Raw genomic sequence first — 25,277 nt, forward strand, 5'->3', positions numbered from 1 at the left:
CCGGCGTCAGCGCGCGGAGTCGCTCGGGGTGAAGTCCGTCAACGTGACCGTGTAGTCGTCGTGCGCCGGCCGGTAGGCCATGCAGTAACGGGTCGGGTACCAGCCGGGGGCGCGCCAGGCGCGGGGCTGCGGGACCGGGGCGCAGGTGCGGTGCGGCGGGGTGGCACGGAGGCCTTCCAGGAAGGCCTTGGTGAGCATCGGCTCCATGAAGACGATCTCTCCCCCGTAGGCGCCGTAGATGAAGGTGTGCCCGGTCAGGGACCCGGCGCTCGCCGGCCGGCTGTCCAGGTGTTCGCCCATGGCCCCCTCCGCCGTCTCGGGGCTCGAGGCCGGATAGCCCTCCGGGAGATGGGCGGCGGGGACCGGCTCGGCGGCCGTGGACAGCTGGGCGCAGTCGATGAGCAGGGCGCAGCGGCCGAGCCGGATGCCGTCCCTCGTCTCGCGCGGCACCAGGTAGAAGTGCACGTCGAAGTGGGGGACGTCGTAGCGGCCGTGGGGCTTGTGGCCCTGCGGGTTCCAGTTGAACAGGACCCACCGGAAGGGCAGCCCGGGGCCCGCTCGGCCGGCCGGTCCGTCCGGCAGGGACAGCTCCAGGCCGTGACCGCCGACGCACTCGTGCGACGGGTGGACGCGTCCGTCGCCGTCCGCGTCCAGGCAGTGCTCGCCGTCCGTGGGGGTGGTGGGCAGGCCGGTGAGGGCGGACGCGCTGAGGACGACGCCCAGGGAGCGGGGACGGTCGTCCGCGTCCTCCCGGAAGACCCGGATCCGCCCCTCGCCGAGCCGCTCCGCCGGCCCGTACGCGACATCCCCGCCCCGCGCCCCCCGGCCGGTGCCGGCGGTGTCCGGGGCCGTGCCGGCGACCAGGTGTCCGCCCGCCGCACCGGGGAGCAGCGCGAGCAGCAGGGCGGCCGACGTCAGCCCGACGGAGTGGACGAGGCGCATGCGGCGATCCTTCGTGCCGGGACGCTCCACGAGGAGCGTGCGTTGAGCCCTGCCGCGTCCACGCCGGTGACTTCGCGCGTGCAGGACCTGATGTCCGCCAGCCTGTGGTCCGGCAGCACCTGGCGAATGTCGGAGAAGCCGTCCGGGGCAAGGTTCTCCACCCGATGGAGCAGCGGGTCGGGCTCCAGCCGCCGGTGCGCGGCCAGCAGCCGCGTGGCCTCCGGGCGCCGCAGCGCGTCGTACCGGGACAGCGCCTCGTCGAGGTCGTCGTGGTGGGCGAGCTGGTACGCGAGCACGCGGGCGTCCACGATCGCCTGGGAGGCGCCGTTGGAGCCGGTGGGATACATCGGGTGGGCCGCGTCCCCGAGCAGCACCACACGGCCGTCGGTCCAGCCGGGCAGCGGATCGCGGTCGATCATCGGATAGCGCAGCACACGCGGTGCCGCCGCGATCGTGCCGTGCAGGTCGAGGAAGGGTGTGCGCCAGCCCGCCAGGTGGGGCAGGACGGCGCCGGGAGCCGCCTCGCAGTCCCAGTCGGCGGGCGGGGCCCCGCCCGGACCGCCGTCGCCGCGGGTCTCCACCACCCAGTTCAGCGTGCAGCGGCCCGACGCGTCGGGCGGCGAGACCGGGTAGACCACGGCCTTCACCCGGGAGTTGCAGCCGATGATCACCATCGTCCGCCCGTCCAGGAAGGGCGGCTCGTCACTGAGCCCGCGCCACATGCAGATGCCGTTCCAGAGCGGCGGCCCTTCGCGCGGATACATCGCGGACCGTACGGCGGAGTTGATGCCGTCGGCGCCGATCAGCAGGTCGCAGGTGTACGGGGCGTGCCCGCCGGCCACGTACGCCAGCACGGGCCCGCCCCGGCCGTCGCGCCGGTGCTGCTGGTACCCGGTCAGGCGCCGGCCGGTGACGACCGCTCCGCGCCCCAGACGCCGGGTCACCTCCCGCAGCAGCAGCGCCTGGAGGTGTGCGCGGTGCACGGAGTACTGCGGCCAGCGATAGCCGGCCGCCCGGCCTCGCGGCTCCGACCAGATCATGCCGCCGTAGCGGTGGTGGTACTCCAGCCGGGCCGTGGCCACCGCCCGCGCGGCCAGTTCCTCCCCCAGGCCCAGCTCGCTCAGCTCGCGGACGGCGGCGGGCTGGAGGTTGATGCCCGCGCCGACGGCGCGCAGCCGCCGACTGGCCTCCACGACCACGACGTCGTCCAGACCCGCGGCATGGAGGCTGAGCGCGGTCGTCAGCCCTCCGATGCCGGCGCCCACGATCAGAATTCGGGGAGAATTCCTTCCGCTGTGTGGCATCATTTTCAACATCCTTTCGGCCCCTCCCACCCAAAAATGCGGGAGGGCGAGAAAAGGTGCAAACGCGCTGCCAGGGCCACGCCTCGCACACGCACCAGGAATCAACATGTTCACCCGATTGGCTCCGACCCGAGTGCCGCCTAACGGGTTACGTGCTTCAAATTGAGAGTCGGCAACAGAAAGGCTGCGACATGAATCACGTGACATTCGGCGCGTGCGACATCCAGCGCCTCCAGCATGCCGTTGACTACGCACGTCACGCCTCCAGAAGCTCCCTTGAGGCGCTCCTGCCGCCCTGGCTGCCCGACGCGCTGAAACGGGAAATCAAAAGCCAGTGCATTGTCTCCCACTGCGGGACGCTGTTGTTTCCCACCTCCGAAGAAGCAGCCATGGAGCACTTCCGGGAAAATGGCTGGCAGGCAACGGCGACTATTCCGAGCGTCCTGGTGAAGCGCCGGCTCGTCGAACGCCACGGACTGCCCGATGACGCGCGAATACTGGTGACCCGGCTGAGCGTGACGCCGAACCCCGGTCCGCAGGTCGAGATATTTCTGTTTCCGCGGACGAGCCCCGGTTACCGTCCGGGCGTCGCCGACGCGGAACGCACGCACGGCTTCGAGAACCACGTGGGCCTCTTCCTGGACCACCCCCGGCCCGCCGCGCTCGCGGACCTGGCGGACCGCCTGGAGACCACGGGGGAGATGGTGTACGAGGGCTTCGCGCACAACCCCCACGAGAACACCACCATGCTGTACTTCGCGCCCGGCGACCGGGTCGCCCGCATGCGCCGCCGCTTCCCCCGCTGGGAGCTGCAGTGCGCCGGCGACCTGTCGGCCGTCGCGCGCGCCCGGCCGGTACGGGACGGGGAGGTCGAACGGGCCTACGCCGCGCTGCGGGCCAACTCCGCCTCGACCGTGTTCATGCAGACCGGCCCGGCCTCTTCGGCCGGTGCGAGTCCGGCCGAAGAGGCGCTGACGCCGAGGTCCTGAGAGCGGAGGCGGTGCGCGGCATCGACACCCCGCACGACGCTCGCGGCGGTTTGCCGTGCGCGGCGCGGTGATACCCGGCAGCGGAACCGGCGGGCGCACTTCACGCCCGCTCCCCCGTCGGAACAGGAGCGAACCCATGAGCACGTCCGTCCGCGAGATGCTGCGCACCTACCCGGCCGACCTGGGCGGTGTCGACCGGGAGGCCATGGCCAGGTGCATCGAGGAATGCCTCGCGTGCGCGCAGGCGTGTACCGCGTGCGCGGACGCCTGCCTGTCGGAGGACATGGTCGGCGAGCTGACCAAGTGCATCCGCACCGACATGGACTGCGCCGACATCTGCACCACCACCGCGTCCGTGCTGTCCCGGCACACCGGCTACGACGCCAACGTCACCCGGGCGGTCCTCCAGGCCTGCGCCACCGTCTGCAAGGCCTGCGGTGACGAGTGCGCGGCCCACGCCGACATGCACGAGCACTGCCGTGTCTGCGCCGAGGCCTGCCGGCGCTGCGAGCAGGCCTGCAACGACCTGCTCGCCGGGCTCGGCTGAGACGCTTCGGCCTCAGTGGTGGGCGTGGACGACGGCGTGCCCCTTGCCGCGGCCGATCATCCACTTGTTGACCGGTGTGGTGACCAGGAACGCCACGGCGAAGCCGCCGAGCAGCGCCGACCAGAACAGGCCGTCCGACAGGCGCGCGTCCAGCGCGCCCGGCGTCAGCGCGATGATGGTGTTGTCGACCAGTTCCATCACCGCGATGGAGACCGTGTCGGCGGCCAGCGCCACCTTGACGGCGGCCCTGAGGGACAGCCCTGCACGCACCACGGCGAACAGCGTGAAGGAGTAGCCGAAGAGGAAGGCGAGGCCGATCGCCAGGACCATGGTCGGCACGTTGCCCCACAGCAGTGCGGTGCCGATGACCATGCCGAGGATCTCGCCGACGGCGCACCCGGTCAGGCAGTGCAGCGTCGCCTTCACCGCCGTCGGCCAGGATGCGCCGTGGCCGCCGGAGCGCTCCCCGCGGCCGGGACGGCCGGGACGGCCGTGGCCGTCCGCGGGGGCGGCGGTGCCGTGCGCGCGAGCGGTGGTGCCATGCGTGGGCGCGGTGGTGTCGGTGCGGTGCGAGCTGTGGTCCATGACCTTCATCCCCATCCGGCTGCCGGTGCGGCCCGTGACGGGGCCCAGGCCCGGAAAACCTATACCCCCGGGGGGCATATTCCCACGGCGTTCCGGGCCCACCACCGGTGACTGCGGCGGCGAGCACGGTCGGGCCGGCCACGACCACGCTCCACACCGCCACCCGCGCCCACGTCGAGCGGCGCCCCGGTCCGAGCACGCCCTCCCTTCTCGGCACACCGCCGGCCGACGGTGTGCCGAGCGCCCGGCAAAGGCGTAACGTCCTCGTATGGGACGAGTGGGGTACGTCCGGTGTGCGCGTCCCGCGCCCGGAAGGGAGCGGCCACCGGCTGCCTTCCGGGAGGCTCCGCCGTGATGCTCGAGGTGGCCCGTGACCGGCACGCGTGATTCCGCCGCCGACGGCGGTGCGCTGGACGCCGCGTTCACCGAGACGGTCCGCCGAACCGGCGCGTCCATCGGCGCTCTGTACCTGCTCTCACCGGACGAGCAGATTCTGTGCCTCGACGCGCTGTGCGGGGCGCCGGCGGCACTCGCCGCGCCGTGGGAGAGGGTGCCGGTCACCGCGCCGGCCCCGGTGGCCGACGCGATCCGCGAGGACCGCATGGTCTGGGTGGGCAGCCAGGAGGAGATGGCACGCGCCTATCCGCGCACCGCCGTCGCCCTCCCCTATCCCCTGGCGCTGGCCGCCGCACCGGTCACCGGCGTCCGCCGGTGGGGCTCCCTGCTGCTGATGTGGCCGGCCACCCGCCCGCCGTACATGACCGGCCGGGAACGGAGCAACATCGCGTCCAGCTGCCGCCGCCTGGCCCGGGTGCTGGAGGAAGCCGCCGAGCGAGGCAGGCGACCGGACGGGGGTGACCGGCCGAGGGTCCTGCCCGCCGGCCGGTCCGGAGAGGGCCACCGCCGACTTCATCGAACGCCTGCCCGGTGGCAGTTGCGCCCTGGACCTGGAGGGCCGGTTCACCTTCGTCAGCTCCGGTGCCTGCGAACTGCTGGGCAGTGACGCCGACCGGCTGCTCGGCACCCTCCCGTGGCTGTCCCTGCGCTGGCTGGACGATCCCACCTACGAGGACCGCTACCGGGCCACCGTGCTCAGCCGCGAGCCCGTCTCGTTCACCGCGTGCCGCCCGCCCGGCCACTGGCTGGACTTCCACCTCTACCCCGACGCCAGCGGCATCAGCGTCCGCATCGTGCCCTCCGGCACCCACGCCCCTGCTCTGCGGACACCCCGGAATTCCGAGCGCACCGCCGCACCGGCCCGCGCCGGTCAGCTGTACCAGCTCACCCACCTGGCCGCCGGGCTGACCGAGGTGGTCGGCGTCCAGGACGTCGTCGACCTGGTCGCCGACGAGATCATGCCCGCCTTCGGCGCGCAGGGACTGGTCCTGTCCACCGCCGACGCCGGACGGCTGCGGATCACCGGCCACCGCGGCTACGCCCCGCAGACGATCGAACGCCTCGACGGCCTCCCCCTCGACACCGACTTCACCCCGGCCGGCCGGGCCATCGGCAGCGGCATCCCCGCGTTCTTCACCGACGCGGAGGAGATGCGGCGCATCTATCCCGAGGCGCCGCTGATCAGCGGCAAGCAGGCCTGGGCGTTCCTGCCGTTGATCACCTCCGGCCGGCCCGTCGGCATCTGCGTCCTGTCGTACGACCGCCCCCACCCGTTCCCGGCCGAGGAACGTGCCGTCATGACCTCACTGGCCGGGCTCATCGCCCAGGCCCTCGACCGCGCCCGGCTGTACGACACCAAGCACGACCTCGCCCATGGTCTCCAGCAGGCGCTGCTTCCGCGGGCTCTCCCCACGATCACCGGTCTGCGGGTCGCCGCCCGCTATCTGCCCGCCACCCAGGGGATGGAGATCGGCGGGGACTTCTACGACCTGATCCGGCTCGGCGACACCGCCGCCGCGGCCGTCATCGGCGACGTGCAGGGCCACAACGTCGCCGCCGCCGCTCTCATGGGCCAGGTACGCACCGGCGTCCACGCCCACGCGACCCTGGGCACCACCCCCGGCCAGGTCCTGTCCCGCACCAACAGGCTCCTGACCGATCTCGGCCCCGATCTGTTCACCAGCTGCCTGTACGTCCATCTCGACTTCGCCCGCGGCCGCGCCACCCTGGCCAGCGCCGGTCACCCGCCACCGGTCCTGCGCCGCCCCGACCTCGGCACCCGGCCCGTCGACGTCACCCCGGGACCGCTCCTCGGCATCGACCCCGATGCCCGCTTCCCCGAGGCCGCGGTCGAGTTGACCCCCGGAACGATGCTCGTCCTCTACACCGACGGCCTCATCGAGAGGCCGGGCGTCGACTTCGACGACTCCGTCACCCATCTCGCACACCATCTCGCCCGGGCCGACGACCAGGACCTCGACGCGCTCATCGACACCCTGTTGCGGGAGACCGGCGGAACCCGGCAGCGCACGGACGACATCGCGCTCCTCGTCCTGCACCGCGGCACCGGCCACTGAGGCCGGGCGGCGGTACCGGCCGCCCGACATCCTTTCGCCGCACAGGTGTTACCTGGGAGTAATCGGCGGTGGTTTGATGTGCGGCGCCACTCAGCCTCACCCCAGGGAGATCCGATGACGCTCTTCGCCCTGCGCCGTTCCCGCCGTGCCGCCGCGCTGGCGCTCTCGCTCGCCGCCGCCGGCCTGGCGGGCACGGCACCGACCGCCTCGGCCGCCTCGGCCGCCGAGCAGACACCACCGGTGCGCGTGCTGTCGTACAACGCCTTCCTGTTCAGCAAGTCGCTCTACCCGAACTGGGGCCAGGACCACCGCGCCGCCCAGATCGCCAAGGCGCCCTTCGTGAGCGGCAACGACGTCGTGGTGTTCCAGGAGATGTTCGACAACTCCTCCTCCGACGCGCTCAAGAGCGCCGTCGCGGGACAGTACCCGTACCAGACGCCGGTCGTCGGGCGCACGAAGAGCGGCTGGGACGCCACCGGTGGGGCGTACTCCGCGACGACCCCGGAGGACGGCGGTGTCGCCGTCCTCAGCAAGTGGCCGATCCTGCGCAGCGAGCAGTGGATCTACCAGGACGCCTGTGGAGCGGACTGGTGGTCCAACAAGGGCTTCGCGTACGTCGTGCTGAACGTGAACGGCAGCAGGGTGCACGTCGTCGGCACGCACGCCCAGTCGACGGACCCGGGCTGTGCGGCGGGCGAGGCGGCTCGGATGCGCAGCCGTCAGTTCAGGACCGTCGACTCGTTCCTGGACGCCAAGGGCATCCCGGCCGACGAGCAGGTCCTGGTCGCCGGTGACCTCAACGTCGACTCGCGCAGCGCCGAGTACGGCTCCATGCTCGCGGACGCCGGCCTGGTGGACGCCGACGCGCGCACCGGGCACCCGTACTCCTTCGACACGGCGGAGAACTCGATCGCGCGCGACCGCTACCCCGACGACCCGCGCGAGGACCTCGACCACGTCCTGCACCGGGCGGGGCACGTGCGCCCCGCCGGCTGGAAGAACGACGTGGTCAAGGAGCAGAGCGCGCCCTGGACGGTCACCAGCCGGGGCACGTCGTACACGTACACCAACCTCTCGGACCACTACCCCGTGACCGGCTCCGCCGGCTGACGCGTGGCGGCCGCCGGAACGGCCGCCGGAACGGCCGCCGCAAGGGGCGTCGAAAGGGCCGCCGGAAAGGGTGCCGAAAGAAAAAGGAAAGGAGGTGACCACTCCTTTCCACTCTCAACGTACAGCGCACCGGGGGGCTTGCGGCAAGGCCCCCGTCGTACCGCAGAATCATCGCCCTGTGCCACCACCTGCGGAAAAACGGGGGATTCGCGCTATGCGTGTGCTGTTGTCGACGGATGGGTCGTCCAGGGAGACCGACGCATTCGACCTGCCCGACCGTCTCTCCGCCAAGGCCGACCCGGCGCTGATCGCCGGCGACGAGCGGCATTTCGCGGCCATCGCGGAATGCCTGGAGGCGTCGATCGCCGAAGTGACCGCCCGCCTCGACGCCGAGCGCCGGGCGCCGGGCGGCCTGGGCCGCCAGGCCCTGGACCGGGACACGGAGATTCACCGGCTGACCGCTCGTCTGCGCACCCTGCGCCGCTACGGTCTGGACCTGTGCCTCGGTCGCATGGTCGGCGCGGACGACTCCGAGCCCGTGTACGTCGGACGGCTCGGCCTCACGGACGGTGAGGGCCGTCGGCTGCTGATCGACTGGCGCTCCCCCGCGGCCGAACCGTTCTTCGGGGCCACCCACGCCAATCCGATGGGGCTGGCGAGCCGCCGCCGCTACCGGTGGACCCGTGGCCGGATCAGCGACTACTGGGACGAGGTGTTCACCTCGGACGGGTTCGCCGGGCACGCCGCGCTCGACGACCAGTCCGCCTTCATCGCCGGCCTGGGCACGTCCCGGTCGCCCCGGATGCGGGACGTGCTCGGCACGATCCAGGCCGACCAGGACGCCGTGATCCGCGCGGGTTCGCGCGGCGCGCTGGTGGTCGACGGCGGTCCGGGCACGGGGAAGACGGTCGTCGCCCTGCACCGCTCCGCCTACCTCCTCTACGCCGACCCCCGGCTCGGCCGCCGCCGGGGCCGCGTGCTGTTCGTCGGTCCGCACCAGCCCTATCTGGCCTACGTCGCCGACGTCCTGCCCAGCCTCGGGGAGGAGAGCGTGCAGACCTGCACGCTGCGGGACCTCGTCCCCGAGGGAGCCGCGGCGGGGATCGATACCGACCCGGACGTCGCCCGCCTCAAATCCACGGCGGACATGGTCCGGGCGATCGAGACGGCCGTCAGGTTCTACGAGGAGCCGCCCACCGAGGGGATGACGGTCACGACCCACTGGTCCGACGTCCGGCTGAGCGCCGACGACTGGGCCACGGCGTTCGAGGCGGCGGATCCCGGGACTCCGCACAACGAGGCGCGCGGGCAGATCTGGGAGGAACTGCTCACGCTCCTGGTGGACAGGCACGACGCCGACGCCCCGGCCGAGCTGGTCCGCAGGTCGCTGACGCGGAACAGGGAACTGCTCACGGCCCTCGACCGCGCGTGGCCGTTGCTCGAAGCGGCCGACCTCGTCGGAGACCTGTGGTCGGTTCCCGCGTATCTGCGGATGTGCGCGCCCTGGCTGAGCCGCGACGAGGTGCGGCTGTTGCAGCGTGCGGACGCCCAGGCCTGGACGGTGTCCGACCTGCCGCTCCTGGACGCGGCACGGCAGCGGCTCGGCGATCCGGAGACGGCCCGGCGCAAGCGCCGGAACGAGGCCGTCCTCGCCGCCCAGCGCGAGCGGATGGCACAGGTCGTCGACAACATGATCCGGGCCGCGGCCGACTCCGGCGCCGACGGTGACGACGGCGAAGGCCTGGTGACGATGTTGCGCGGGCCGGACGCCCAGGTCAGCCTGGTCGACGAGACCGAACTGCCCGCCGTCGACCCGGACCTGCTCGCCGGGCCGTTCGCGCACGTCGTCGTGGACGAGGCGCAGGAGCTGACCGACGCGGAGTGGCAGATGCTGCTGGTGCGGTGCCCGTCCCGGAGCTTCACCATCGTCGGGGACCGCGCCCAGGCCCGGCACGGGTTCACGGAGTCCTGGCGGGAACGGCTCGAGCGGAACGGGTTCGACCGGATCAGGTCGGCCTCTCTGAGCATCAACTACCGGACGCCGGAAGAGATCATGGCGGAAGCCGAGCCGGTCATCCGAGCCGTGCTCCCGGACGCCAACGTGCCGGCCTCCGTCCGCAGCGGCGGCTACCCCGTCGTACACGGATCCGTCGCGGACCTGGAGGCGGTCCTCGGCACCTGGCTCGACGCGCACGACGACGGTACCGCCTGCGTCATCGGCCACCCCGCCTTCCGCGCGACGTCCCGCGTCCGCTCGCTGACCCCGGAGCTGTCGAAGGGGCTGGAGTTCGACCTGGTCGTCCTCGTCGACCCGGAGGGCTTCGGCGAGGGCGTCGAAGGAGCGGTCGACCGCTACGTGGCGATGACCCGGGCGACCCAGCAGCTCGTCGTCCTGACCAGCGGCTCCTAGGGGGTTCCGTCCCGGTCGATGGGACCCCAGCGTCCGGGCTGCCGGGTGATGATGGCGCTCGCCTCCTCGATGACGTGGCCGGGAATCCAGCCCAGCGGCCGGACGTCGGCCACCAGGGGCTCGTTGTCCGGGCCGCGGGCCACCTCGCACCCCTGGAGGACCCACGGCCGGGTGCGGGCGTCCTTGACGCGCGGGAGGTGACAGTAGTCGTACAGCCGCCGGGCGACCCAGACGTGCACGGGCCGGTCCCCCCACCACTCCTCGACGTCCAGCGGGCTGGCCGACAGTCCGGGCAGCTTCACGCCGGTCAGGTCGTCCGTGCTGGTCACCTCGGGCAGGTCGTGCGCAGGGCCGCGGGACCAGCGCACGTACAGCCCGTGGTGGCCGGTGACCAGCCGCGCCAGTTCGTCGAGCCCGGCGAATAGCGGCAGGTTCGTGGTCGCGCTCATGAGCAGGGCGTCTCCCGGCCGTGCTCGGCGTGCCGGGTTCCCGGCGGCGCGTCGCGGCCGGTCGGGACATCGGGCAGCGCGAGGTGTGCCCTGAGCATCGCAAGCCTCCCTTGCCTCGTCACCAGCACGGGTCCAGCGCCCATGGGTACCCCGGGCCGGCCGCTCCATACCGGTTGGCTTCCCACGTCAAGCCGTGCGGGAGGGCCCACGACGGCCAGGAGCCGGGACGTGCGGGCCTGCTTCTCGAGGACGACCCCGTCCTCGACCGGACACCTGTGGCCGAAAGGCGGTGCGCAGCCGCTCCCCCGAGACGCGGTCATCCGGGATCATGAAGCATGCTCCCGGATGACTGGCACCTCACCCAAGACGTCGACGAGTTCCTCGCCCGGGCAGGGGAGTTCCTGTGCTCGCGCCCCGCCCTGCACAACACGCCGCTGACGGACATCGAGAAACTGCGGATACGCCGGGCGGCCGAACGCGACGCCGAACCTGCCGTTCTCGGTCGGCTGGAGTCAGGAGGCGAGGTCCGTGCGATCTTCTATCTCACTCCGCGCGGCCGCCTGGGCCTCACCCCCCTCTCTGCCGAGCAGACCGACACCCTCGCCGCTCACCTGGCCGGCCTCGGCCACTCCCCCTCCGACGTCATCGCGGACCACGACACCGCCATCGCTTTCGCCGGGTCATGGCAGCGGACCACGGGCGCGGCGCCGGCGCCCTTCTGGCGGACGCATCTGTACCGTCTCGGTACGCTCACCCCACCGCGGCCGTGCCCAGCGGGCCGGGGGCGCGTCACGGGCGCCGAGGACCGTGAGCGAATCGTGCGCTGGTGCCGTGAGTTCTGTGTCGACGTCGGGGAGCAGCGCTCCATCGACTTGATCGACGCCGGATCCTGGGACGACTCGCGTTTCGGCGACCGGCACTTCACGTTCTGGGAGACCCCGGACGGCACCCCGGTCTCGATGGCGGCCGCGACCTCGGTCATCGGCGGCATGGTCCGGGTGGACCCCGTCTACACCCCGGCCCACCTCCGCGGCCGCGGTTACGCGGGAGCCGTGACGGCCGAGGCGAGCAGGGCCGCGCTGACCGCGGGCGCCACGGACGTCGTCCTGTTCACGGACCCGGGCAACCCCACCAGCAACGCCCTCTACCAGCGCATCGGGTACGTCCATGTCGCCGACTTCGCCGGGTACAGGTTCTCCTACGGCGCGCCGCGGACCGGGTGAGGGGCGTGACCGACGCCTACAGTGCAGCGGGTCGGTGAAGGGCGGGGATGCCGGGACCCGGACCCGGCAGGTCCGAGGGGCGGGGAGGTTTCCGGTGGCGCGACCACGGATCAAGGACGTCGCACGGCGCGCGTGAGTGTCGGAGAAGACGGTGTCCAACGTCATCAACGACTACGCCCATGTCTCCGACCGGACCAGGCGCGTGGTCCAGGAGGCCATCGAACAACTCGGCTGCCGGGTGAACCTGGCCGGCCGTCATCTGCGCAAGGGCCGGACCGGCATCATCGCGCTCGTCGTCCCCGAACTGGACGTCCCGTACTTCGCCGAGCTGGCCCGGCATGTCATCCGCGAGGCCGAACAGCGGTCCCTGACCGTGCTCATCCACCAGACCGGCGGGGACCGCGACCACGAGCTGGCGGCACTGGCCGGGTTCGGCTCCACCTTCGTCGACGGGGTCGTCCTCAGTCCGCTGGACCTGACCGCCGAGGACCTGCGCGAGCGCGCGGGCGCGCCGCCGACCGTACTGCTGGGCGAACTGCTGGAGGAGGGCGCCGACCATGTCGCCATCGACAACGAGAAGGCCGCGCGGGAGGCGACCGAGCATCTGATCGGCCTCGGGCGCCGCTCCATCCCGGCCGTCGGCGGGCGGGACGGGGCGCGTCTCGGGACGGCGGAGGCCCGTACCCGCGGCTACCGCGCCGCCCTCGCGGAAGCGGGCATCGCCCACGATCCGGCCGCTCTGCTGCCCGTCGCCTCCTTCCGGGTGCCCGACGGCGCCGAGGCGGTGGCCGGGGCACTGGGCGCGGGGGCCCGGCCCGACGCACTGCTGTGCTTCAACGACCAACTGGCGCTGGGCGCGCTGCGCGCCCTGCACGAGCGCGGCGTCCGGGTGCCCGAGGACGTCGCCGTCGTCGGCTTCGACGACGTGGAGGCCGGGCGGTTCAGCGTGCCGACGCTGAGTACGGTGGCCCCCGACAAGGCCGCGGTGGCCGCGGTCGCGGTCGAGCTGCTGCAACGCCGGATGGAGGAGGCGGCGGGTACCGCCGGGGCGGAGGCGGTGCCGGCGGCCGACCGGTCGCTCCGGGACCTGGTGGTGCCGCACCGGCTCGTCCTGCGCGAAAGCACCGAAGGCGCGGGGCGGCACTGACCGGCCGGGCTGGCGCGGGCCTGAGACCGGCCGATTTTCATGCAAGAGCATTTTTTGTGCGCGGCAATATAGAGCGTACGCATGTATATTCGCTGCCATGAAGGCCATCACACTCAAGAGCTATGGTTCCGCCGACGACCTGGAGCTGACCGACCACCCCGAGCCCAAGGTTGCCCCGGGCGAGGTCCTCATCCGGGTGAGGGCCGCGGGGGTCAACCCGGTGGACTGGAAACTGGGCGCCGGCCTGCTGGACGACTTCGTCGAGAGCCGCTTCCCGCAGATCCCCGGATGGGACGTCGCCGGGGTCGTCGAACGGGTGGGGTTCGACGCCGGCGAGTTCGCCCCCGGTGACGAGGTGTTCGGCTACATCCGCAAGGACTGGGCCCAGCTCGGCGCCTACGCCGAACAGGTCTCGGCACACGTCCGCATGCTGGCCCGCAAGCCGGCCTCGCTCTCCTGGGAGCAGGCCGCCGGTGTGCCGCTGGCCGGCCTGACGGCACATCAGTCCCTGGAGCGGGTCGGGCTTCGGGCCGGCTGGACCGTCCTGATCCACGCCGCCGCCGGTGGGGTGGGCTCGCTCGGCGCGCAGATCGCCCTGGCGCGCGGCGCCCGGGTGATCGGCACCGCGAGCGAGTCCAACCACGAGTTCCTGCGCGGCCTCGGCGTCGAGCCCGTGACCTACGGCGACGGCCTGGCCGACCGGGTGCGGGCGCTCGCCCCCGACGGCATCGACGCCGCGCTCGACCTCGTCGGCGGGGACGCCCTCGAGGTGTCCCTGGCCCTGGTCGACGACCCCGGCAGGGTGGCCTCGATCGTCGACCCCGGGGTCACCGCCCGCGGCGGCCACTACGTGTGGGTGCGGCCCGACTCCGCCGGTCTGACCGCCCTCGCGCGACTGGCCGACGAAGGCCGGCTCACCGTCCCCGTGGCCAAGGTCCTCCCGCTCGCCGACGCGGCCGAGGCGTGGCGGCTGAGCGGCCAGGGGCGCACCCGGGGCAAGCTGGTCCTCGCCGTCGGCGAGCACTGACGCACGGCTCGGCGCACCATGGCCGGCCACCGTGTGCTCCGGACGGCCGGCACCCGGCCCGCCGGAGTGTGCCGGCCGTGCGTGGCCGCCGCCCGGCGTGGTCGGGCAAGGCCCGGCCGAGTCCTCGCCGTACACCGCACGGAGAGGGCATCGGAGGAGCGCTCCCGGCGCCCGGCGCGCCGAGGACGTGGGGCCGAGCCGGCGGCTCGGCCGCGCCTCTGCGCCGCCGGGCCGCCCCGGGCCCGGCCGGCGTTCTCAGCCCCGGGGTACTCCTTCCCGGGCGGTGACCGCGTCGGCGGGCTCCGCGGCGAGCCCCGACAGCACCACGCGTGACCGGCTGTGCAGCCGCAGGGACACGGCGACCAGGGCGATCGCGAGCAGGGTCATCGCCGCGCCGGCCCAGGCCGTCGCGGCGAAGCCGAGGCCCGCGTCGATGACCGTACCGCCGAGCCAGGGGCCACCGGTGTTGCCCAGGTTGAACGCGGCGGTCGTCGTCGCACCCGCCAGCGTCGGCGCGGCGCCCGCGACGTTGAACATGCGCGCGTTGAGCGCCGGCGCCGTGTAGAACGCGGAGAAGCCGAGCAGGAACGACAGGACGATCACGACGGCGGGCGCCGACGCGGAAAGCGCCAGCGCGGCCAGCAGGACGGTCGAGGCTGCGATGCCGGAAAGCAGTACACCGAACAGGTGTGCGTCGGCGACCCGGCCGCCGACCGTCGTGCCGGCCAGCGCACCGATCCCGAACAGCCCCAGCACCATGGGCACCCAGCCGTCCGCCAGCCCGGCCACATCGGTGAGCAGCGGGGCGAGATACGAGAAGGCGCAGAACACACCGCCCGCCGCGAGCGCGGTCATCGCGATGGACAGCCACACCTGACGGTCGCGGTAGATCGACAGCTCGCCCTTCAGCCGGGGCCGCCGCCCGGGCAGCGGGATACGCGGGATCAGGGTGACCACACCGACGAGCGCGACGGCGGACGCCGCGCCCACCGCCCAGAACGCGGACCGCCAGCCCAGGTGTTCGCCGAGGAACGCGCCAGCCGGGACGCCGAGGACGTTGGCGATCGACAGTCCGCCGATCATCACCGCCATCGCGCGGGCCCGTGAGGTCTGCGGCACCATGGCGATGGCGACGGCCGCGCCGACCGCCCAGAACCCGGCACACGCCAGTGCGCTCACCACCCGGGAGGCGAACAGGATCTCGTAGGCCGGCGCCAGGGCGCCCGCGATCTGGCCGAGGCCGAACACCGAGAGCAGGGCGACGAGCGTGGTCTTTCGCGGCAGCCGCAGCGTCGCGACCGCGAGCAGGGGCGCGCCGACCACCATGCCGATCGCGAACGCCGATATCAGCAAACCGGCCTGCGGGATGGTCACGTCCATGTCGTCGGCGATGGGCGGCAGCAGGCCGGAGAGCATGAACTCGCTCGTGCCGAGCGCGAAGACGGAGAGACCGAGGATGTAGACGGCGAGCGGCATGCGCGCAGCGGTGGGCCGTACGGCGGAAGGATCGGGCATGATCGTTGTCAACGACGGGCTGCCCGCGGCCATTCCCTGCCCGGCCGTCGTCCCGCCATCCGGCCGACGGTGCGGTTCGGCGCTCCTGGCGGCCCGCCCTCCTCAAGGCGCCCAGACGCCCGGTCCCCCGCCGCGCCACTCGACCCAGTCGGCGCGCTCCACGTCCGAGGCCTCCACGTCCTCCATGCCTGCGCGGCGCAGGAACTCGGCGATGTCCACGAGGGTGTACGCCATGCCCAGGAAGGCTCCGTCGACCCGGACCCGCCGGCCACCGTCGCCGGAGGGCGGGTAGATCACCACGGGCAGATCACCGGCCATGTCCCCAGGGTGCGTCGGCAGCCGTGCGCCCGCATGCGGGGGCCCGTCGGCGGTGGCACCCGGCCCGGCCGATCCTTGAATCGCCCGCCCCATAGGGTGACCTCCGTGTCTGCCACTCTGAATTCCGCGAGAGTTCGTTCCGCGCTCCACACGACCGCGCGTGTCTCCGTCGAGTTGTTGCTCATACTCGGGATGCTCGCAGTGGCCCTCTGGGTCCTCGGGCGCATGTGGTCGGTCGTCTGGCCCCTGATCATCGGCCTCCTGCTCACCACGCTCACCTGGCCCGTGGCCCGCCTCCTGCGACGGCGCGGGTGGCCTCCGGCCCTGGCCGCGGCGGTGGTGACCGTGCTGTTCCTGCTGACGGCCACGGGCATCGTGGCGCTGATCGCGGTGCCGATGGCCTCCGAGACCGACGAACTGACCCACGGTGTCGCCGCGGGCATCCAGCAGCTGCGCGAGTGGGCGGCGGGACCGCCGCTGAACATCGGCGACGACCAGATCACCGGGGCCGTCGACTCCGCGATGGCCCGCCTCCAGGACAGCGTCGGCAGTATGGTCAGCGCCGTGGCCACGGGGGTGGGCACCGTCGCCAACGGCCTGGTCACCGCCGTCCTCGCGGTCTTCCTGATGTTCTTCTTCCTCAAGGACGGGCCGCGGTTCCTGCCCTGGCTCGCCCGGCAGTTGCCGGGCCGGCTCGCCGTCGACGTGCCGACCGTCGCGCTGCGCGGTTGGGAGACCCTGGGTTCCTTCGTACGCTGCCAGGCGCTCGTCGGCCTGCTCGACGCCGTCTTCATCGGCCTCGGCCTGTGGATCCTCGGGGTGCCTCTGGTGCTCCCCCTGGCGGTGCTGACGTTCGTGTCCGCGTTCGTGCCCATCGTGGGCGCCCTGTTCGCCGGGTTCGTCGCGGTGCTCATCGCCCTGGTGTCGAACGGCCTGACCGACGCGCTGATCGTTCTGGTGATCATCGTCGTGGTGCAGCAGCTCGAGGGCAACGTCTTCCAGCCCATCATCCAGAGCCGGGGCCTGGGCCTGCACGCGGCGGTGGTCCTGCTGGCGGTGACACTGGGCGCCAGCCTGGCCGGCATCGTCGGCAGCCTGCTCGCCGTACCGGCCGCCGCGCTGATCGGCGTGGCCTGGAACTACGTACGCGAACAGCTCAGCGACCCGCCGGAGCAACCGGAGACGGCCCAGCCCGGCTGACGGGCCGCGGCTCGGCGATCCGGACGGTCACCGGCCGATGACTTTCTCCCGGATCCGCAGTCATCAATGACAGTCGGTGTCCTCGCGGCCGCGGGGCCGCCGACCGGGCCCCGGCCGCACCTGCCGAGCCCAGCCACCGCACCGCACTCGGGAGACCTCATATGCGCACCCTGATCAGCACCGCGTTCATCTCGCTCGACGGCGTCGTGGAGGCCCCGGGCGGCGAGCCCGGTTACCGGAACTCGGGATGGACCTTCAAGGACGTCGAGTTCCTCCCGGAGGCCTACGAGATCAAGGGACGCGAGCAGCAGGAGGCCACGGCCATGCTGCTGGGCCGGGCCAGCTACCAGGCGTTCAGCCCGGTCTGGCCGGACATGGCGGACTTCGCCGAGTACAAGGTGATGCCGAAGTACGTGGTCTCCACCACCCTCACCGCGGACGACCTGGTGCCGAACTGGGGCGAGACCACGATCCTGCGCTCGCTCGACGACGTCGCCGCGCTGAAGGAGACCGAGGGCGGGCCGATCATCATGCACGGCAGCGCCGCCCTCAACCGGAGCCTGTCGGACGCCGGTCTCATCGACCGTTACCACCTGCTCGTGTTCCCGCTCCTGCTGGGCGCCGGCAAGCGGCTGTTCAGCGACACGGACAAGGACGCGCAGAAGCTGAAGCTCGTCGAGCACGAGGTGTACGCCAACGGCCTGCAGAAGAACGTCTTCGACGTCGTCCGCTGACGGTACGCCCCGGAACGGGTCCGGTCCGGACCGGGCCCGTTCCGACCGGCCACGGCGCCACCGCGCCCTTTCCGCTAGACCGAGCGGGGCATGGCCCCGGTTCGTGCGCGCGTGACGCCGGCGGGAGCCGCGTACGCCCCGTCACTTCTTCTTCCGCAGGGCCGACGGCTTGTGCACCGCCGACTTGCCGGACCTGTCGCCGCGCACCTCGTACTGCGGCTCCTCGGACGAGGCGTCCACGGTCCGGCCCGCCGCCCTCCTCGCCCTCGTCCGCTCGGTGATCTTCTTCTCGTCCTTGCCCTCCGTCTCACTGCCGTGGCGCCCGTCCTGTTCCACGCCGCGCCGGACGGCGAGGCTCCGCATCCGGGTGGGTCAGCGGCGCAGGAGGCTGAGTTCCCGGTTCAACTCGCCGAGAAAGCGGACGACCACCGCCAGTTCGTCCGGGGTGAAACGGTCGCATGCGGTGCCGGTACTGCGGGCGAGGGGCCGGAAGTAGTCCCGGGCGACCTCTCGTCCCGCTTCCGCGTAGTGCAGATGCACGACCCGGCGGTCGTCGGCCGCCCGGACACGGCGTATGTGCCCGGCCCTCTCCAGCCGGTCGATGCACGCCGTCACCGCGCCGGACGTCAGATTGAGCCGCTTGCGCAGCGCTCCGGGCGTCATGGGGCCGTCGTCGGCGTCGGCGTCGGCGTCGGCGTCGGCGTCGGCGTCGGCGTCGGCGTCGGCGTCGGCGTCGGCGTCCAGGATGGCGATCAGGGCCAGCACATCGGTCAGATGCAGGCCCTGCGCCTGGGCGAACTCCTGGGCGATCCGGTTGAACTCGCCGTTCATCCGACGCAGGAGGACGGCGAAGGTCTGCAACCCCACCGGGTCGTCCGCCGGGAGCAAGGGAGGGGGCTCGTGGGTGCCGGGCATGCCTCCAGCATACGATCACTCAATGATTAAGATAGTTGATGTGTGACTGATTGCCGATTGCCTGGAGACCTTCGTGACAACCGCTGCCCGACGGACCCGGTGGCTCCTACCGCTCGTCCTGGTCCTCGTCTGGCTGGGCGTGGGCGGAACGCTCGGTACCTACGCGGGCAAGCTGGGTGAGGTGGCCACCAACGACCAGGCCGCCTTCCTGCCCCGGAGCGCCGAGTCCACTCCGAGTGCTCGAAGCCCGCAAGGCGTTCGACCAGTCCGAGACCCTGCCTGCCATCGTGGTCTGGACCGCGGACGGGGAACGGATCACCGAGGCCCGGCAGACCGAGGCCACCCGCTCCATCGGCGCGCTCACCACCGAACCCGGTGTCGTGGGCCGCCCGTCGCCCGCCCTGCTCTCCGACGACCGCCAGGCGATGCAGGCCGTCGTCCAGCTGGCGCCCGACCTGGGCGAGGAGCTGCCCGCGGCCCTCGACGCGGTGCGCGATGCGGCACGGGACGTCCCCGGCACCACGGCCGAGATCGCCGGCCCGGCGGCCACTCAGGCCGATCTGTCGGACGCTTTCGCGGGCATCGACGGACTGCTGCTGGGCGTGGCGCTCGGCGCCGTGCTGCTGATCCTGCTGCTGGTCTACCGGAGCGTCCTGCTGCCGTTCCTGATCATCCTCGGCTCCGTCTTCGCGCTGGGCCTCGCCTGCGCCGTGGTGTACGCGCTGGCGGAGCGGGACGTGGTCCGGGTCGACGGCCAGGTGCAGGGCATCCTCTCGATCCTGGTGATCGGCGCCACCACCGACTACGCCCTGCTGCTGACGGCGCGCTTCCGGGAGGAACTCGCCGTACGCGGGGAGCGGACGGCGGCGGCGCAGGCCGCGGTGCGCCGCTCGTCCGGTGCGATCACCGCGAGCGCCGCCACCGTGGCGCTCGGGCTGCTGGCCCTGCTCGCCAGTGACCTCACGAACAACCGCGCCCTCGGGCCGGTCGGCGCCATCGGCATCGGGTGCGCCGTGCTTTCCGCGCTCACCTTCCTGCCGGCCGTGCTGGCCCTGCTGGGCCGCGCCGCCTACTGGCCGTCCCGGCCGGAGCCGTCGGCAACGCCCGCGCGGGGCGGCGGGGTGTGGCGCCGGGTCGCCGCGACGGTGGACCGCCGGCCGCGGCGGACGTGGGTGGTGACCGCCCTCACCCTCGCCTTCTTCGCGGCGTTCTCGCCCACCCTGTCCGCCAAGGGCGTGCCGCTCGACGAGATCTTCGTGAACGACGCGCCCTCGGTCAGTGCCCAGCAGACCCTCGGTGAGCACTTCCCCGGCGGGTCCGGCAACCCGGCCGTCGTCATCGCCGACGCCGAACGCACCGCCGAGGTGACGTCCGCGGCACGGAGCACCGAGGGCGTGGCGTCGGCCGGGGCGCTCTCCGCCTCCGGACGGCCCGGGGCCGGCGAGCCGCTCGTCGTCGAGGGGCGCGTGCGCATCGACGCCACGCTCGAGGCCGCCGCGGACAGCGACGCGGCCAAGGAGACGATCGAGCGGCTGCGCGAGAACGTGCACGCGGTCCCCGGGGCCGACGCGCTGGTCGGCGGGTACACGGCGCAGCAGTACGACACCCAGCGGACGGCGGCCCGGGACCGGGTGGTCATCGTGCCGATCGTGCTCGCGATCATCCTGCTGATCCTGATGGCGCTGCTGCGCTCGCTGCTCGTCCCGGTGCTGCTGGTGGCGACCGTCGCGCTCAACTTCGTGGCGACGCTGGGAGTCTCGGCGCTCGTCTTCGAGCATCTCCTCGGCTTCAGCGGAACGGACGCGTCGGTGCCGCTGTACGGCTTCGTGTTCCTGGTGGCGCTCGGCGTCGACTACAACATCTTCCTGATGTCCCGGGTACGGGAGGAGGCACTCTCGCACGGCACCCGGCAGGGCGTGCTGCGCGGGCTGACCACGACCGGCGGGGTGATCACCTCCGCGGGGGTGGTGCTCGCCGCGACGTTCGCGGCGCTGATGGTGATCCCCCTGGCGTTCCTGGTGCAGATCGCGTTCATCGTCGCCTTCGGCGTACTGCTCGACACGCTCGTGGTCCGCTCGCTGCTGGTACCCGCGCTGGTGATCGACATCGGGCGCCGGGCGTGGTGGCCCAGCGCCCTGGCGCGCACCGGCACCGGGCCGGCGGCCGAGGCACGGCACCCGGCGTAGCCGCGACGGGCAGGGTCACCGCGCCACGGCCGCCTGATGGGGCGTCACCCGGTCGGTCGCGAGCCGCCGCCGAGTGGCAGGGCTGGGCCGGCCGGGTGATGGTGGTGGAGGTGCGTCCGGAAGGAGGCTCAGATGCAGACGTTCACGAACACCGCCAGAGCGGGCCTGGTGACCGTCCTCGTACTGGCACTCACACTCCTGACCGCGCTGTCCGTCGCCGACAGCGCGGCCGCGGCACCGGGCAGGGTGTGTGGCACGGACGGCGCCTCGGGACTCGCCGTGTCGGCCGACCGTACGACGTCGTGCGCCACCGCTCTGCAAGTCGCCGGAGCCTACACGCAGAAGGCGCGCGGCGCGACCGGTTCGAAGGTGACCGTACAGGTCGGCGGGACGGCCTGGAACTGCCAGGAGCGGCAGGGCAGTCCGAACCCCTATCAGCAGTGCGTGTCCACGGCCGACTCGGGCCGATGGGTCACGCTCACGTCGTAGGCAGTCCGCCGGGAGGTAGGTGTCCCATGGTGTCTCCGCTGGTGTCTCCGCGCGTGCTCGCCGGGGCGGCCTGTGCCGCCCTGGTCCTCGCTCTCCCCTCAGCGGCGCACGCCGCTCCGGCCGTCGCGCCGGACCGCTGCGCCAAGGCGATCGCGGTCGCCGAGAAGACGCAGAAGGACTACGAGTCCTGGCTGAAGTGGTACAAGGACCTCGTCGCCGAAGGCGGCCACCCGGGCGACGCCGAGCGGCAGGCCCTGGCCGACGCCAAGGCCGACCGGGACCGGACGGCCTCCCAGGCCCAGCGCATCTGCGGTCCCTGACCGCAGGGTCCGACCGGGTGCCGTGCGTCCGCCCGTGACGCACGGCACCCCGTCACCGGGCGCGGCGACCGGTCACTCGGGCAGGTGCGCCTCGGGCGCATCGGGCCGGTGGTCCGGAAGCGCCGAGCGGGCCGACGCCTCGTCGTGCAGCCGAAGGAACTCCAGGTGCCGCTCGTACTGGTCGAGGATGTCGGCGATGAGCTGCTCCTTGGTGTAACCCATCACGTCGTAGCCCTGGTTGCCCTCGGCGAGCTGTACTTCGAAGCGCACGTAGGTGTCGTGGGTGGTGACCGACCGGGTCGCGAACCCGGGAGTCGGTGTCTCGACCGGCCAGACCTGGTAGACGAACTCGTCGTTCGTCCCGATCGGCACCCGCAGCCCGACGTGGGCGAGGCCGTTGTCCGGGTGCACCCCTTCCAGGAACTCGGCCTCGGCGCCCTGTTGCCTCAGCTCCTGGGCGACGTCCCCGAAGGCGGGGCGGCACACCTCGTCGACGAACCTGGTGGCCGCCCGCCTCCCGGGGAACGCCATCGCACGCGCCAGTCGCCGCCGCCAGTTGGGCGCCCCCGGCGGGCCGTGGAAGGTGGTCCGGCCGGACAGCGAGCCCGGCAGCGTGGTGATCTGCGCCTCGTCCCGCATGCGTTCGGTGCGCAGCGCCAGGTAGAGCCCCGCCATGATGAGGAACATCACGAAGGAGAAGGGCAGGCCCATGATGATGGTCGCGTCGGTGAGCGCCTGCACTCCGCCCACGATGAGCATGGCGAGGGTGAGCAGTCCCGTCGTCACCGCCCAGAAGATGCGCAGCCACGGTTTCGCGTCGGTCACCGGGCTGGGCAGGTCGGAGCTGAGGTTGCCCATGACCAGCGCCCCGGAGTCGGCGGAGGTGACGTAGAGCAGCAGGCCCACGAACGTCGCCAGTCCGGCGCTGAACAGCGCGCCCGGGTACTGGTCAAGCAGCCCGTAGAAGCCCTGTTCGGGAGAGGTCATCGCGGTCTGCCCGAACGCGGTGTTGCCGTCCCGCACCACGAACAGCGCGCTGTTGCCGAAGACGGCCAGGAACAGGCCGGTGAAGAGGAACGGGATGATGAGCGTCGCCGCGACGAACTGCCGCAGGGTGCGCCCGCGGGAGATCCGGGCCAGGAACAGGCCCACGAACGGTGCCCAGGCGATCCACCACGCCCAGAAGAACAGCGTCCACGCGTCCAGCCACTCGGTCGGCTGGTCGTAGGCGAAGGTGTTCAGCGTCATCGACGGGAAGCTGCTGACGTAGTCCCCGACGTTCTGCACAAGGGAGTTGAGCAGCCGGATCGGTTCACCCACGACCAGGATGAACAGCATCAGCAGGACGGCGAGGAGGACGTTGAGCTGCGACAGCCGGCGGATGCCCCGGTCGACACCGGCGACCGCGGACACCGTCGCCATCACCACGGCCACGCCGATGAGGGCGATCTGCGCCGGCAGTCCCTCCGGCACGTCGAACAGGACCTGCAGGCCGTAGTTCAGCTGCACCACCCCGATGCCGAGCGACACCGAGATGCCGAACACCGTGCCGAGGATGGCCGCGAGGTCGACGGTGTCGCCGATCCGGCCGTGGATCCGCCGGCCGATGATCGGGTACAGCGCGGAACGGATGGCCAGCGGCAGCCGGTAGCGGAAGGCGAAGTACCCGAGCACCATGCCCATCAGCGCGTACATGGCCCAGCCGGTGATGCCGTAGTGGAACAGCGTCCACACCACGGCCTGCCGGGCCGCCTCCACCGTCTCGGGGTCGCCTTCCGGCGGTGCGAGGTAGTGGCTGACCGGCCCGGCCACCGAGAAGAACATCAGGTCGATGCCGATACCGGCCGCGAACAGCATCGCCGCCCAGGCGAACAGCCCGTAGTCGGGCTTGTAGTGCTTCGGCCCGAGTTTGATCGTGCCGTACTTCGACACGCCGATGAACACCACGAAGACCAGATACAGCGTCGCGGCGAGGAAGTAGTACCAGCCGAACCAGGAAGAGATCCTGTCGACGGCCACTCCGATGGCCTCTTCCGCCCCGGACGGCGTGACGATCGCCCAGATGGAGACGGCGAGCACCAGCACCGCCGACCCGACGAACACCACGGGTTTGAGCGTGCCCGTGCCCGGCGCCTCGGCGTCCGCCGCACCTTCCGGTGCCGCCCCGCCGCCTTCGTCTCCGACACTCGACATAGCCGTGTTCCTCCACGTGCGACGCAGCTGACGCGACAGTCTCCTAACAACCCCGCGTCACAGTCCAGCACCGGTGTCACGTGTCCCGTGCATTCGGCGTGCGGCTCTCCGCTGCACGGATCGGCGGTCGCGCCGGCGGGGAACCCGGTGGCGGATCCGAGTGCCGTCGACTGCGGTGCTCAGTCGAGCACGGCCTCCCAGGTGTCCACGGCGTAGTGGACCTTCATGCCGCTGCGCTCGTACAGCCGCGGAGCACCCGTCCCGTTCGCCGTGTCGACGCCGAGCCCCACCGTGTCCCGGCCCCGGGCGGCGAACCCGGCGAAGGCCTGCCGCAGCAGGAGGCCGCCCAGGCCGCGGCCGCGTGCCTCGCGCCGGACGCCGATGCTGTGGATCCAGCCCATGGCCCGGCGGTCGTTCCGGGCCAGCAGGAACCCGGCGTCCCCCAGGTCCTCGGTGGCGGCGATCCACACCAGGGACCAGTCCAGATCCGTGGCGTCGATGTCGTGCAGCCACTGCCGGTAGCCGCGCGGCTGGAAGTCGAAGTGCTCGGCGAAGGCCGACTGGTGCAGCTCGCGCACCCGGACGCGGTCCGCCTCGGTGGTGCAGGACCGGACCCGCACGCCCGCCGGTGCCGTGGGCTCGCGGTCCCGTGCCGGGTCCAGGGGGCGGTGCAGGACGTGGTAGCGGCGTACGGCCTTCCAGCCCCGGCCGGCGAGGAGGGCGGTGTCGGTCGTGGGCCGGGTGTTGAGGTGCAGGTGGACGACGGCTCGGCGGGCTCCGTTGTCGCGTGCCTTGGCCAGGGCCCGGGCCTCCATGTCGGCGAGGAGGCGCAGTCCGGTCTCCTGGTGGTCGGGCAGGACGTAGTGGTCGATGTCGATGCGTTCGCCGCCGGACTCGTCCCACAGCAGTCCGTACGCCACCGGGCGGCCGTCGTCGAAGGCCACCCATGAGTCGCGCCCAAGATCCGTCTCCGGGTGCTTCAGATCGGCCTCGACCGTGTGCTGGTCGGTCTCGGGCTGGCCGATCTCGATCCGGTCGATCTCGTTGAGGAGCGCGGTGATGGCGGGCGCGTCGGCGAGCGTGGCCGGCCGCAGGAGGGCTGGGGGCATGGGGGAAGCGTCGGGGGCGCCGGCGGTTGGCCGCAACGGGTTTTCCGTCCGCGGCCGTCCCGCCGGCGCCCCCGCGGGCGCGCCCGGGCGC

21 protein-coding genes and 2 pseudogenes are annotated in these 25,277 nt (G+C 72.4%); 13 read left to right on the forward strand and 10 right to left on the reverse strand.

Annotated features, from left to right (window positions below):
* Positions 1–6 precede the first annotated feature (6 nt).
* On the reverse strand, positions 7–942 hold the full coding sequence (locus ACLGIH_RS02180; protein ID WP_416523488.1) for a hypothetical protein: 936 nt from the start codon (positions 940–942) through the stop codon (positions 7–9).
* Positions 915–2,207, reverse strand: a complete 1,293-nt coding sequence (locus ACLGIH_RS02185) for an FAD-dependent monooxygenase (protein WP_416523489.1) — start codon at positions 2,205–2,207, stop codon at positions 915–917. Before ACLGIH_RS02185 ends, ACLGIH_RS02180 begins: the two co-directional genes overlap by 28 nt.
* Before the next feature lie 428 nt (positions 2,208–2,635).
* Between ACLGIH_RS02185 and ACLGIH_RS02190 the strand changes: the two genes are divergently transcribed.
* Together ACLGIH_RS02190 and ACLGIH_RS02195 are read left to right on the forward strand one after the other, a co-directional pair.
* Entirely contained in the window at positions 2,636–3,235 is a 600-nt protein-coding gene (locus tag ACLGIH_RS02190) for a hypothetical protein (protein ID WP_416523490.1), read from the forward strand.
* Positions 3,236–3,371: 136 nt separating this feature from the next.
* A complete protein-coding gene (locus tag ACLGIH_RS02195; RefSeq protein WP_416523491.1) occupies positions 3,372–3,782 on the forward strand; it encodes a four-helix bundle copper-binding protein in 411 nt (136 codons plus the stop codon).
* Between the two features lie 12 nt (positions 3,783–3,794).
* Here the strand turns inward: ACLGIH_RS02195 and ACLGIH_RS02200 are convergent, their stop codons facing one another.
* Complete coding sequence (locus ACLGIH_RS02200) at positions 3,795–4,367, reverse strand: DUF4396 domain-containing protein (protein ID WP_416523492.1); 573 nt, start codon at positions 4,365–4,367, stop codon at positions 3,795–3,797.
* A gap of 370 nt (positions 4,368–4,737) precedes the next feature.
* Here ACLGIH_RS02200 and ACLGIH_RS02205 point away from each other — a divergent pair.
* From ACLGIH_RS02205 to helR, 3 genes and pseudogenes are all read left to right on the forward strand, one after another.
* Positions 4,738–6,841 (forward strand): annotated as a pseudogene (locus tag ACLGIH_RS02205) (SpoIIE family protein phosphatase).
* 114 nt (positions 6,842–6,955) lie between these two features.
* The gene (gene sph / locus ACLGIH_RS02210) at positions 6,956–7,951 is read left to right on the forward strand and encodes a sphingomyelin phosphodiesterase (protein ID WP_416523493.1); all 996 of its coding nucleotides are present in this window, start codon (positions 6,956–6,958) and stop codon (positions 7,949–7,951) included.
* Positions 7,952–8,165: 214 nt separating this feature from the next.
* Entirely contained in the window at positions 8,166–10,361 is a 2,196-nt protein-coding gene (helR, locus tag ACLGIH_RS02215; RefSeq protein WP_416523494.1) for an RNA polymerase recycling motor ATPase HelR, read from the forward strand.
* Here the strand turns inward: helR and ACLGIH_RS02220 are convergent.
* Positions 10,358–10,810 carry a DUF6098 family protein gene (locus ACLGIH_RS02220; RefSeq protein ID WP_416523495.1) on the reverse strand — a complete coding sequence of 151 codons (453 nt, stop codon included), beginning with the start codon at positions 10,808–10,810 and terminating at the stop codon, positions 10,358–10,360. The genes helR and ACLGIH_RS02220 overlap by 4 nt on opposite strands.
* Before the next feature lie 335 nt (positions 10,811–11,145).
* On the opposite strand from ACLGIH_RS02220, the gene ACLGIH_RS02225 reads away from it, so the two are divergent.
* From ACLGIH_RS02225 to ACLGIH_RS02235, 3 genes are all read left to right on the forward strand, one after another.
* Positions 11,146–12,033, forward strand: coding sequence for a GNAT family N-acetyltransferase (locus ACLGIH_RS02225; protein ID WP_416523496.1), 888 nt, complete (start codon positions 11,146–11,148; stop codon positions 12,031–12,033).
* A gap of 136 nt (positions 12,034–12,169) precedes the next feature.
* Positions 12,170–13,180: a LacI family DNA-binding transcriptional regulator gene (locus ACLGIH_RS02230; RefSeq protein WP_416523497.1), complete on the forward strand. Its 1,011-nt coding sequence runs from the start codon at positions 12,170–12,172 to the stop codon at positions 13,178–13,180.
* A gap of 97 nt (positions 13,181–13,277) precedes the next feature.
* Entirely contained in the window at positions 13,278–14,207 is a 930-nt protein-coding gene (locus tag ACLGIH_RS02235) for an NADP-dependent oxidoreductase (RefSeq protein ID WP_416523498.1), read from the forward strand.
* 255 nt (positions 14,208–14,462) lie between these two features.
* On the opposite strand, the gene ACLGIH_RS02240 is transcribed toward ACLGIH_RS02235, so the two are convergent.
* Together ACLGIH_RS02240 and ACLGIH_RS02245 are read right to left on the reverse strand one after the other, a co-directional pair.
* On the reverse strand, positions 14,463–15,683 hold the full coding sequence (locus ACLGIH_RS02240; RefSeq protein WP_416529264.1) for a Cmx/CmrA family chloramphenicol efflux MFS transporter: 1,221 nt from the start codon (positions 15,681–15,683) through the stop codon (positions 14,463–14,465).
* A 141-nt stretch (positions 15,684–15,824) separates the two neighbouring features.
* Positions 15,825–16,040 carry a hypothetical protein gene (locus tag ACLGIH_RS02245; protein ID WP_416523499.1) on the reverse strand — a complete coding sequence of 72 codons (216 nt, stop codon included), beginning with the start codon at positions 16,038–16,040 and terminating at the stop codon, positions 15,825–15,827.
* A gap of 105 nt (positions 16,041–16,145) precedes the next feature.
* Here ACLGIH_RS02245 and ACLGIH_RS02250 point away from each other — a divergent pair, with 105 nt between their 5' ends.
* Together ACLGIH_RS02250 and ACLGIH_RS02255 are read left to right on the forward strand one after the other, a co-directional pair.
* The gene (locus tag ACLGIH_RS02250) at positions 16,146–17,240 is read left to right on the forward strand and encodes an AI-2E family transporter (protein ID WP_416523500.1); all 1,095 of its coding nucleotides are present in this window, start codon (positions 16,146–16,148) and stop codon (positions 17,238–17,240) included.
* Between the two features lie 161 nt (positions 17,241–17,401).
* Positions 17,402–17,974: a dihydrofolate reductase family protein gene (locus tag ACLGIH_RS02255; protein ID WP_416523501.1), complete on the forward strand. Its 573-nt coding sequence runs from the start codon at positions 17,402–17,404 to the stop codon at positions 17,972–17,974.
* Between the two features lie 141 nt (positions 17,975–18,115).
* On the opposite strand, the gene ACLGIH_RS02260 is transcribed toward ACLGIH_RS02255, so the two are convergent.
* Together ACLGIH_RS02260 and ACLGIH_RS02265 are read right to left on the reverse strand one after the other, a co-directional pair.
* Positions 18,116–18,337 (reverse strand): hypervirulence associated TUDOR domain-containing protein, encoded by a 222-nt coding sequence (locus ACLGIH_RS02260; protein WP_416523502.1) that lies wholly within the window; start codon positions 18,335–18,337, stop codon positions 18,116–18,118.
* Between the two features lie 9 nt (positions 18,338–18,346).
* The gene (locus ACLGIH_RS02265) at positions 18,347–18,889 is read right to left on the reverse strand and encodes a MarR family transcriptional regulator (RefSeq protein ID WP_416523503.1); all 543 of its coding nucleotides are present in this window, start codon (positions 18,887–18,889) and stop codon (positions 18,347–18,349) included.
* A 73-nt stretch (positions 18,890–18,962) separates the two neighbouring features.
* Here ACLGIH_RS02265 and ACLGIH_RS02270 point away from each other — a divergent pair.
* The 3 genes and pseudogenes from ACLGIH_RS02270 to ACLGIH_RS02280 all read left to right on the forward strand — a co-directional run bounded on the left by ACLGIH_RS02270 (position 18,963) and on the right by ACLGIH_RS02280 (position 21,884).
* Positions 18,963–21,075 (forward strand): annotated as a pseudogene (locus ACLGIH_RS02270) (MMPL family transporter).
* 132 nt (positions 21,076–21,207) lie between these two features.
* Entirely contained in the window at positions 21,208–21,564 is a 357-nt protein-coding gene (locus ACLGIH_RS02275; RefSeq protein WP_416523504.1) for a hypothetical protein, read from the forward strand.
* Positions 21,565–21,590: 26 nt separating this feature from the next.
* Positions 21,591–21,884: a hypothetical protein gene (locus ACLGIH_RS02280; protein ID WP_416523505.1), complete on the forward strand. Its 294-nt coding sequence runs from the start codon at positions 21,591–21,593 to the stop codon at positions 21,882–21,884.
* 72 nt (positions 21,885–21,956) lie between these two features.
* On the opposite strand, the gene betT is transcribed toward ACLGIH_RS02280, so the two are convergent.
* Together betT and ACLGIH_RS02290 are read right to left on the reverse strand one after the other, a co-directional pair.
* Positions 21,957–24,077: a choline BCCT transporter BetT gene (gene betT / locus ACLGIH_RS02285; RefSeq protein WP_416523506.1), complete on the reverse strand. Its 2,121-nt coding sequence runs from the start codon at positions 24,075–24,077 to the stop codon at positions 21,957–21,959.
* Between the two features lie 179 nt (positions 24,078–24,256).
* Positions 24,257–25,186 (reverse strand): GNAT family N-acetyltransferase, encoded by a 930-nt coding sequence (locus ACLGIH_RS02290; protein WP_416523507.1) that lies wholly within the window; start codon positions 25,184–25,186, stop codon positions 24,257–24,259.
* Between the last annotated feature and the right edge of the window lie 91 nt (positions 25,187–25,277).

The organism is Streptomyces hamibioticus (assembly GCF_047946815.1).
Classification (GTDB): domain Bacteria; phylum Actinomycetota; class Actinomycetes; order Streptomycetales; family Streptomycetaceae; genus Streptomyces.

What these genes read in the sequence shown, in the direction of transcription:
- ACLGIH_RS02260 (WP_416523502.1), bottom strand. Translation starts at nt 18,337, where the DNA reads ATGCGGAGCCTCGCCGTCCGGCGCGGCGTGGAACAGGACGGGCGCCAC.
- betT (WP_416523506.1), bottom strand. Translation starts at nt 24,077, where the DNA reads ATGTCGAGTGTCGGAGACGAAGGCGGCGGGGCGGCACCGGAAGGTGCG.
- ACLGIH_RS02245 (WP_416523499.1), bottom strand. Translation starts at nt 16,040, where the DNA reads ATGGCCGGTGATCTGCCCGTGGTGATCTACCCGCCCTCCGGCGACGGT.
- ACLGIH_RS02255 (WP_416523501.1), top strand. Translation starts at nt 17,402, where the DNA reads ATGCGCACCCTGATCAGCACCGCGTTCATCTCGCTCGACGGCGTCGTG.
- ACLGIH_RS02180 (WP_416523488.1), bottom strand. Translation starts at nt 942, where the DNA reads ATGCGCCTCGTCCACTCCGTCGGGCTGACGTCGGCCGCCCTGCTGCTC.
- ACLGIH_RS02225 (WP_416523496.1), top strand. Translation starts at nt 11,146, where the DNA reads ATGCTCCCGGATGACTGGCACCTCACCCAAGACGTCGACGAGTTCCTC.
- ACLGIH_RS02235 (WP_416523498.1), top strand. Translation starts at nt 13,278, where the DNA reads ATGAAGGCCATCACACTCAAGAGCTATGGTTCCGCCGACGACCTGGAG.
- ACLGIH_RS02290 (WP_416523507.1), bottom strand. Translation starts at nt 25,186, where the DNA reads ATGCCCCCAGCCCTCCTGCGGCCGGCCACGCTCGCCGACGCGCCCGCC.
- ACLGIH_RS02275 (WP_416523504.1), top strand. Translation starts at nt 21,208, where the DNA reads ATGCAGACGTTCACGAACACCGCCAGAGCGGGCCTGGTGACCGTCCTC.
- ACLGIH_RS02280 (WP_416523505.1), top strand. Translation starts at nt 21,591, where the DNA reads ATGGTGTCTCCGCTGGTGTCTCCGCGCGTGCTCGCCGGGGCGGCCTGT.
- ACLGIH_RS02190 (WP_416523490.1), top strand. Translation starts at nt 2,636, where the DNA reads ATGGAGCACTTCCGGGAAAATGGCTGGCAGGCAACGGCGACTATTCCG.
- ACLGIH_RS02195 (WP_416523491.1), top strand. Translation starts at nt 3,372, where the DNA reads ATGAGCACGTCCGTCCGCGAGATGCTGCGCACCTACCCGGCCGACCTG.
- ACLGIH_RS02240 (WP_416529264.1), bottom strand. Translation starts at nt 15,683, where the DNA reads ATGCCGCTCGCCGTCTACATCCTCGGTCTCTCCGTCTTCGCGCTCGGC.
- helR (WP_416523494.1), top strand. Translation starts at nt 8,166, where the DNA reads ATGCGTGTGCTGTTGTCGACGGATGGGTCGTCCAGGGAGACCGACGCA.
- sph (WP_416523493.1), top strand. Translation starts at nt 6,956, where the DNA reads ATGACGCTCTTCGCCCTGCGCCGTTCCCGCCGTGCCGCCGCGCTGGCG.
- ACLGIH_RS02200 (WP_416523492.1), bottom strand. Translation starts at nt 4,367, where the DNA reads ATGGACCACAGCTCGCACCGCACCGACACCACCGCGCCCACGCATGGC.
- ACLGIH_RS02265 (WP_416523503.1), bottom strand. Translation starts at nt 18,889, where the DNA reads ATGCCCGGCACCCACGAGCCCCCTCCCTTGCTCCCGGCGGACGACCCG.
- ACLGIH_RS02220 (WP_416523495.1), bottom strand. Translation starts at nt 10,810, where the DNA reads ATGAGCGCGACCACGAACCTGCCGCTATTCGCCGGGCTCGACGAACTG.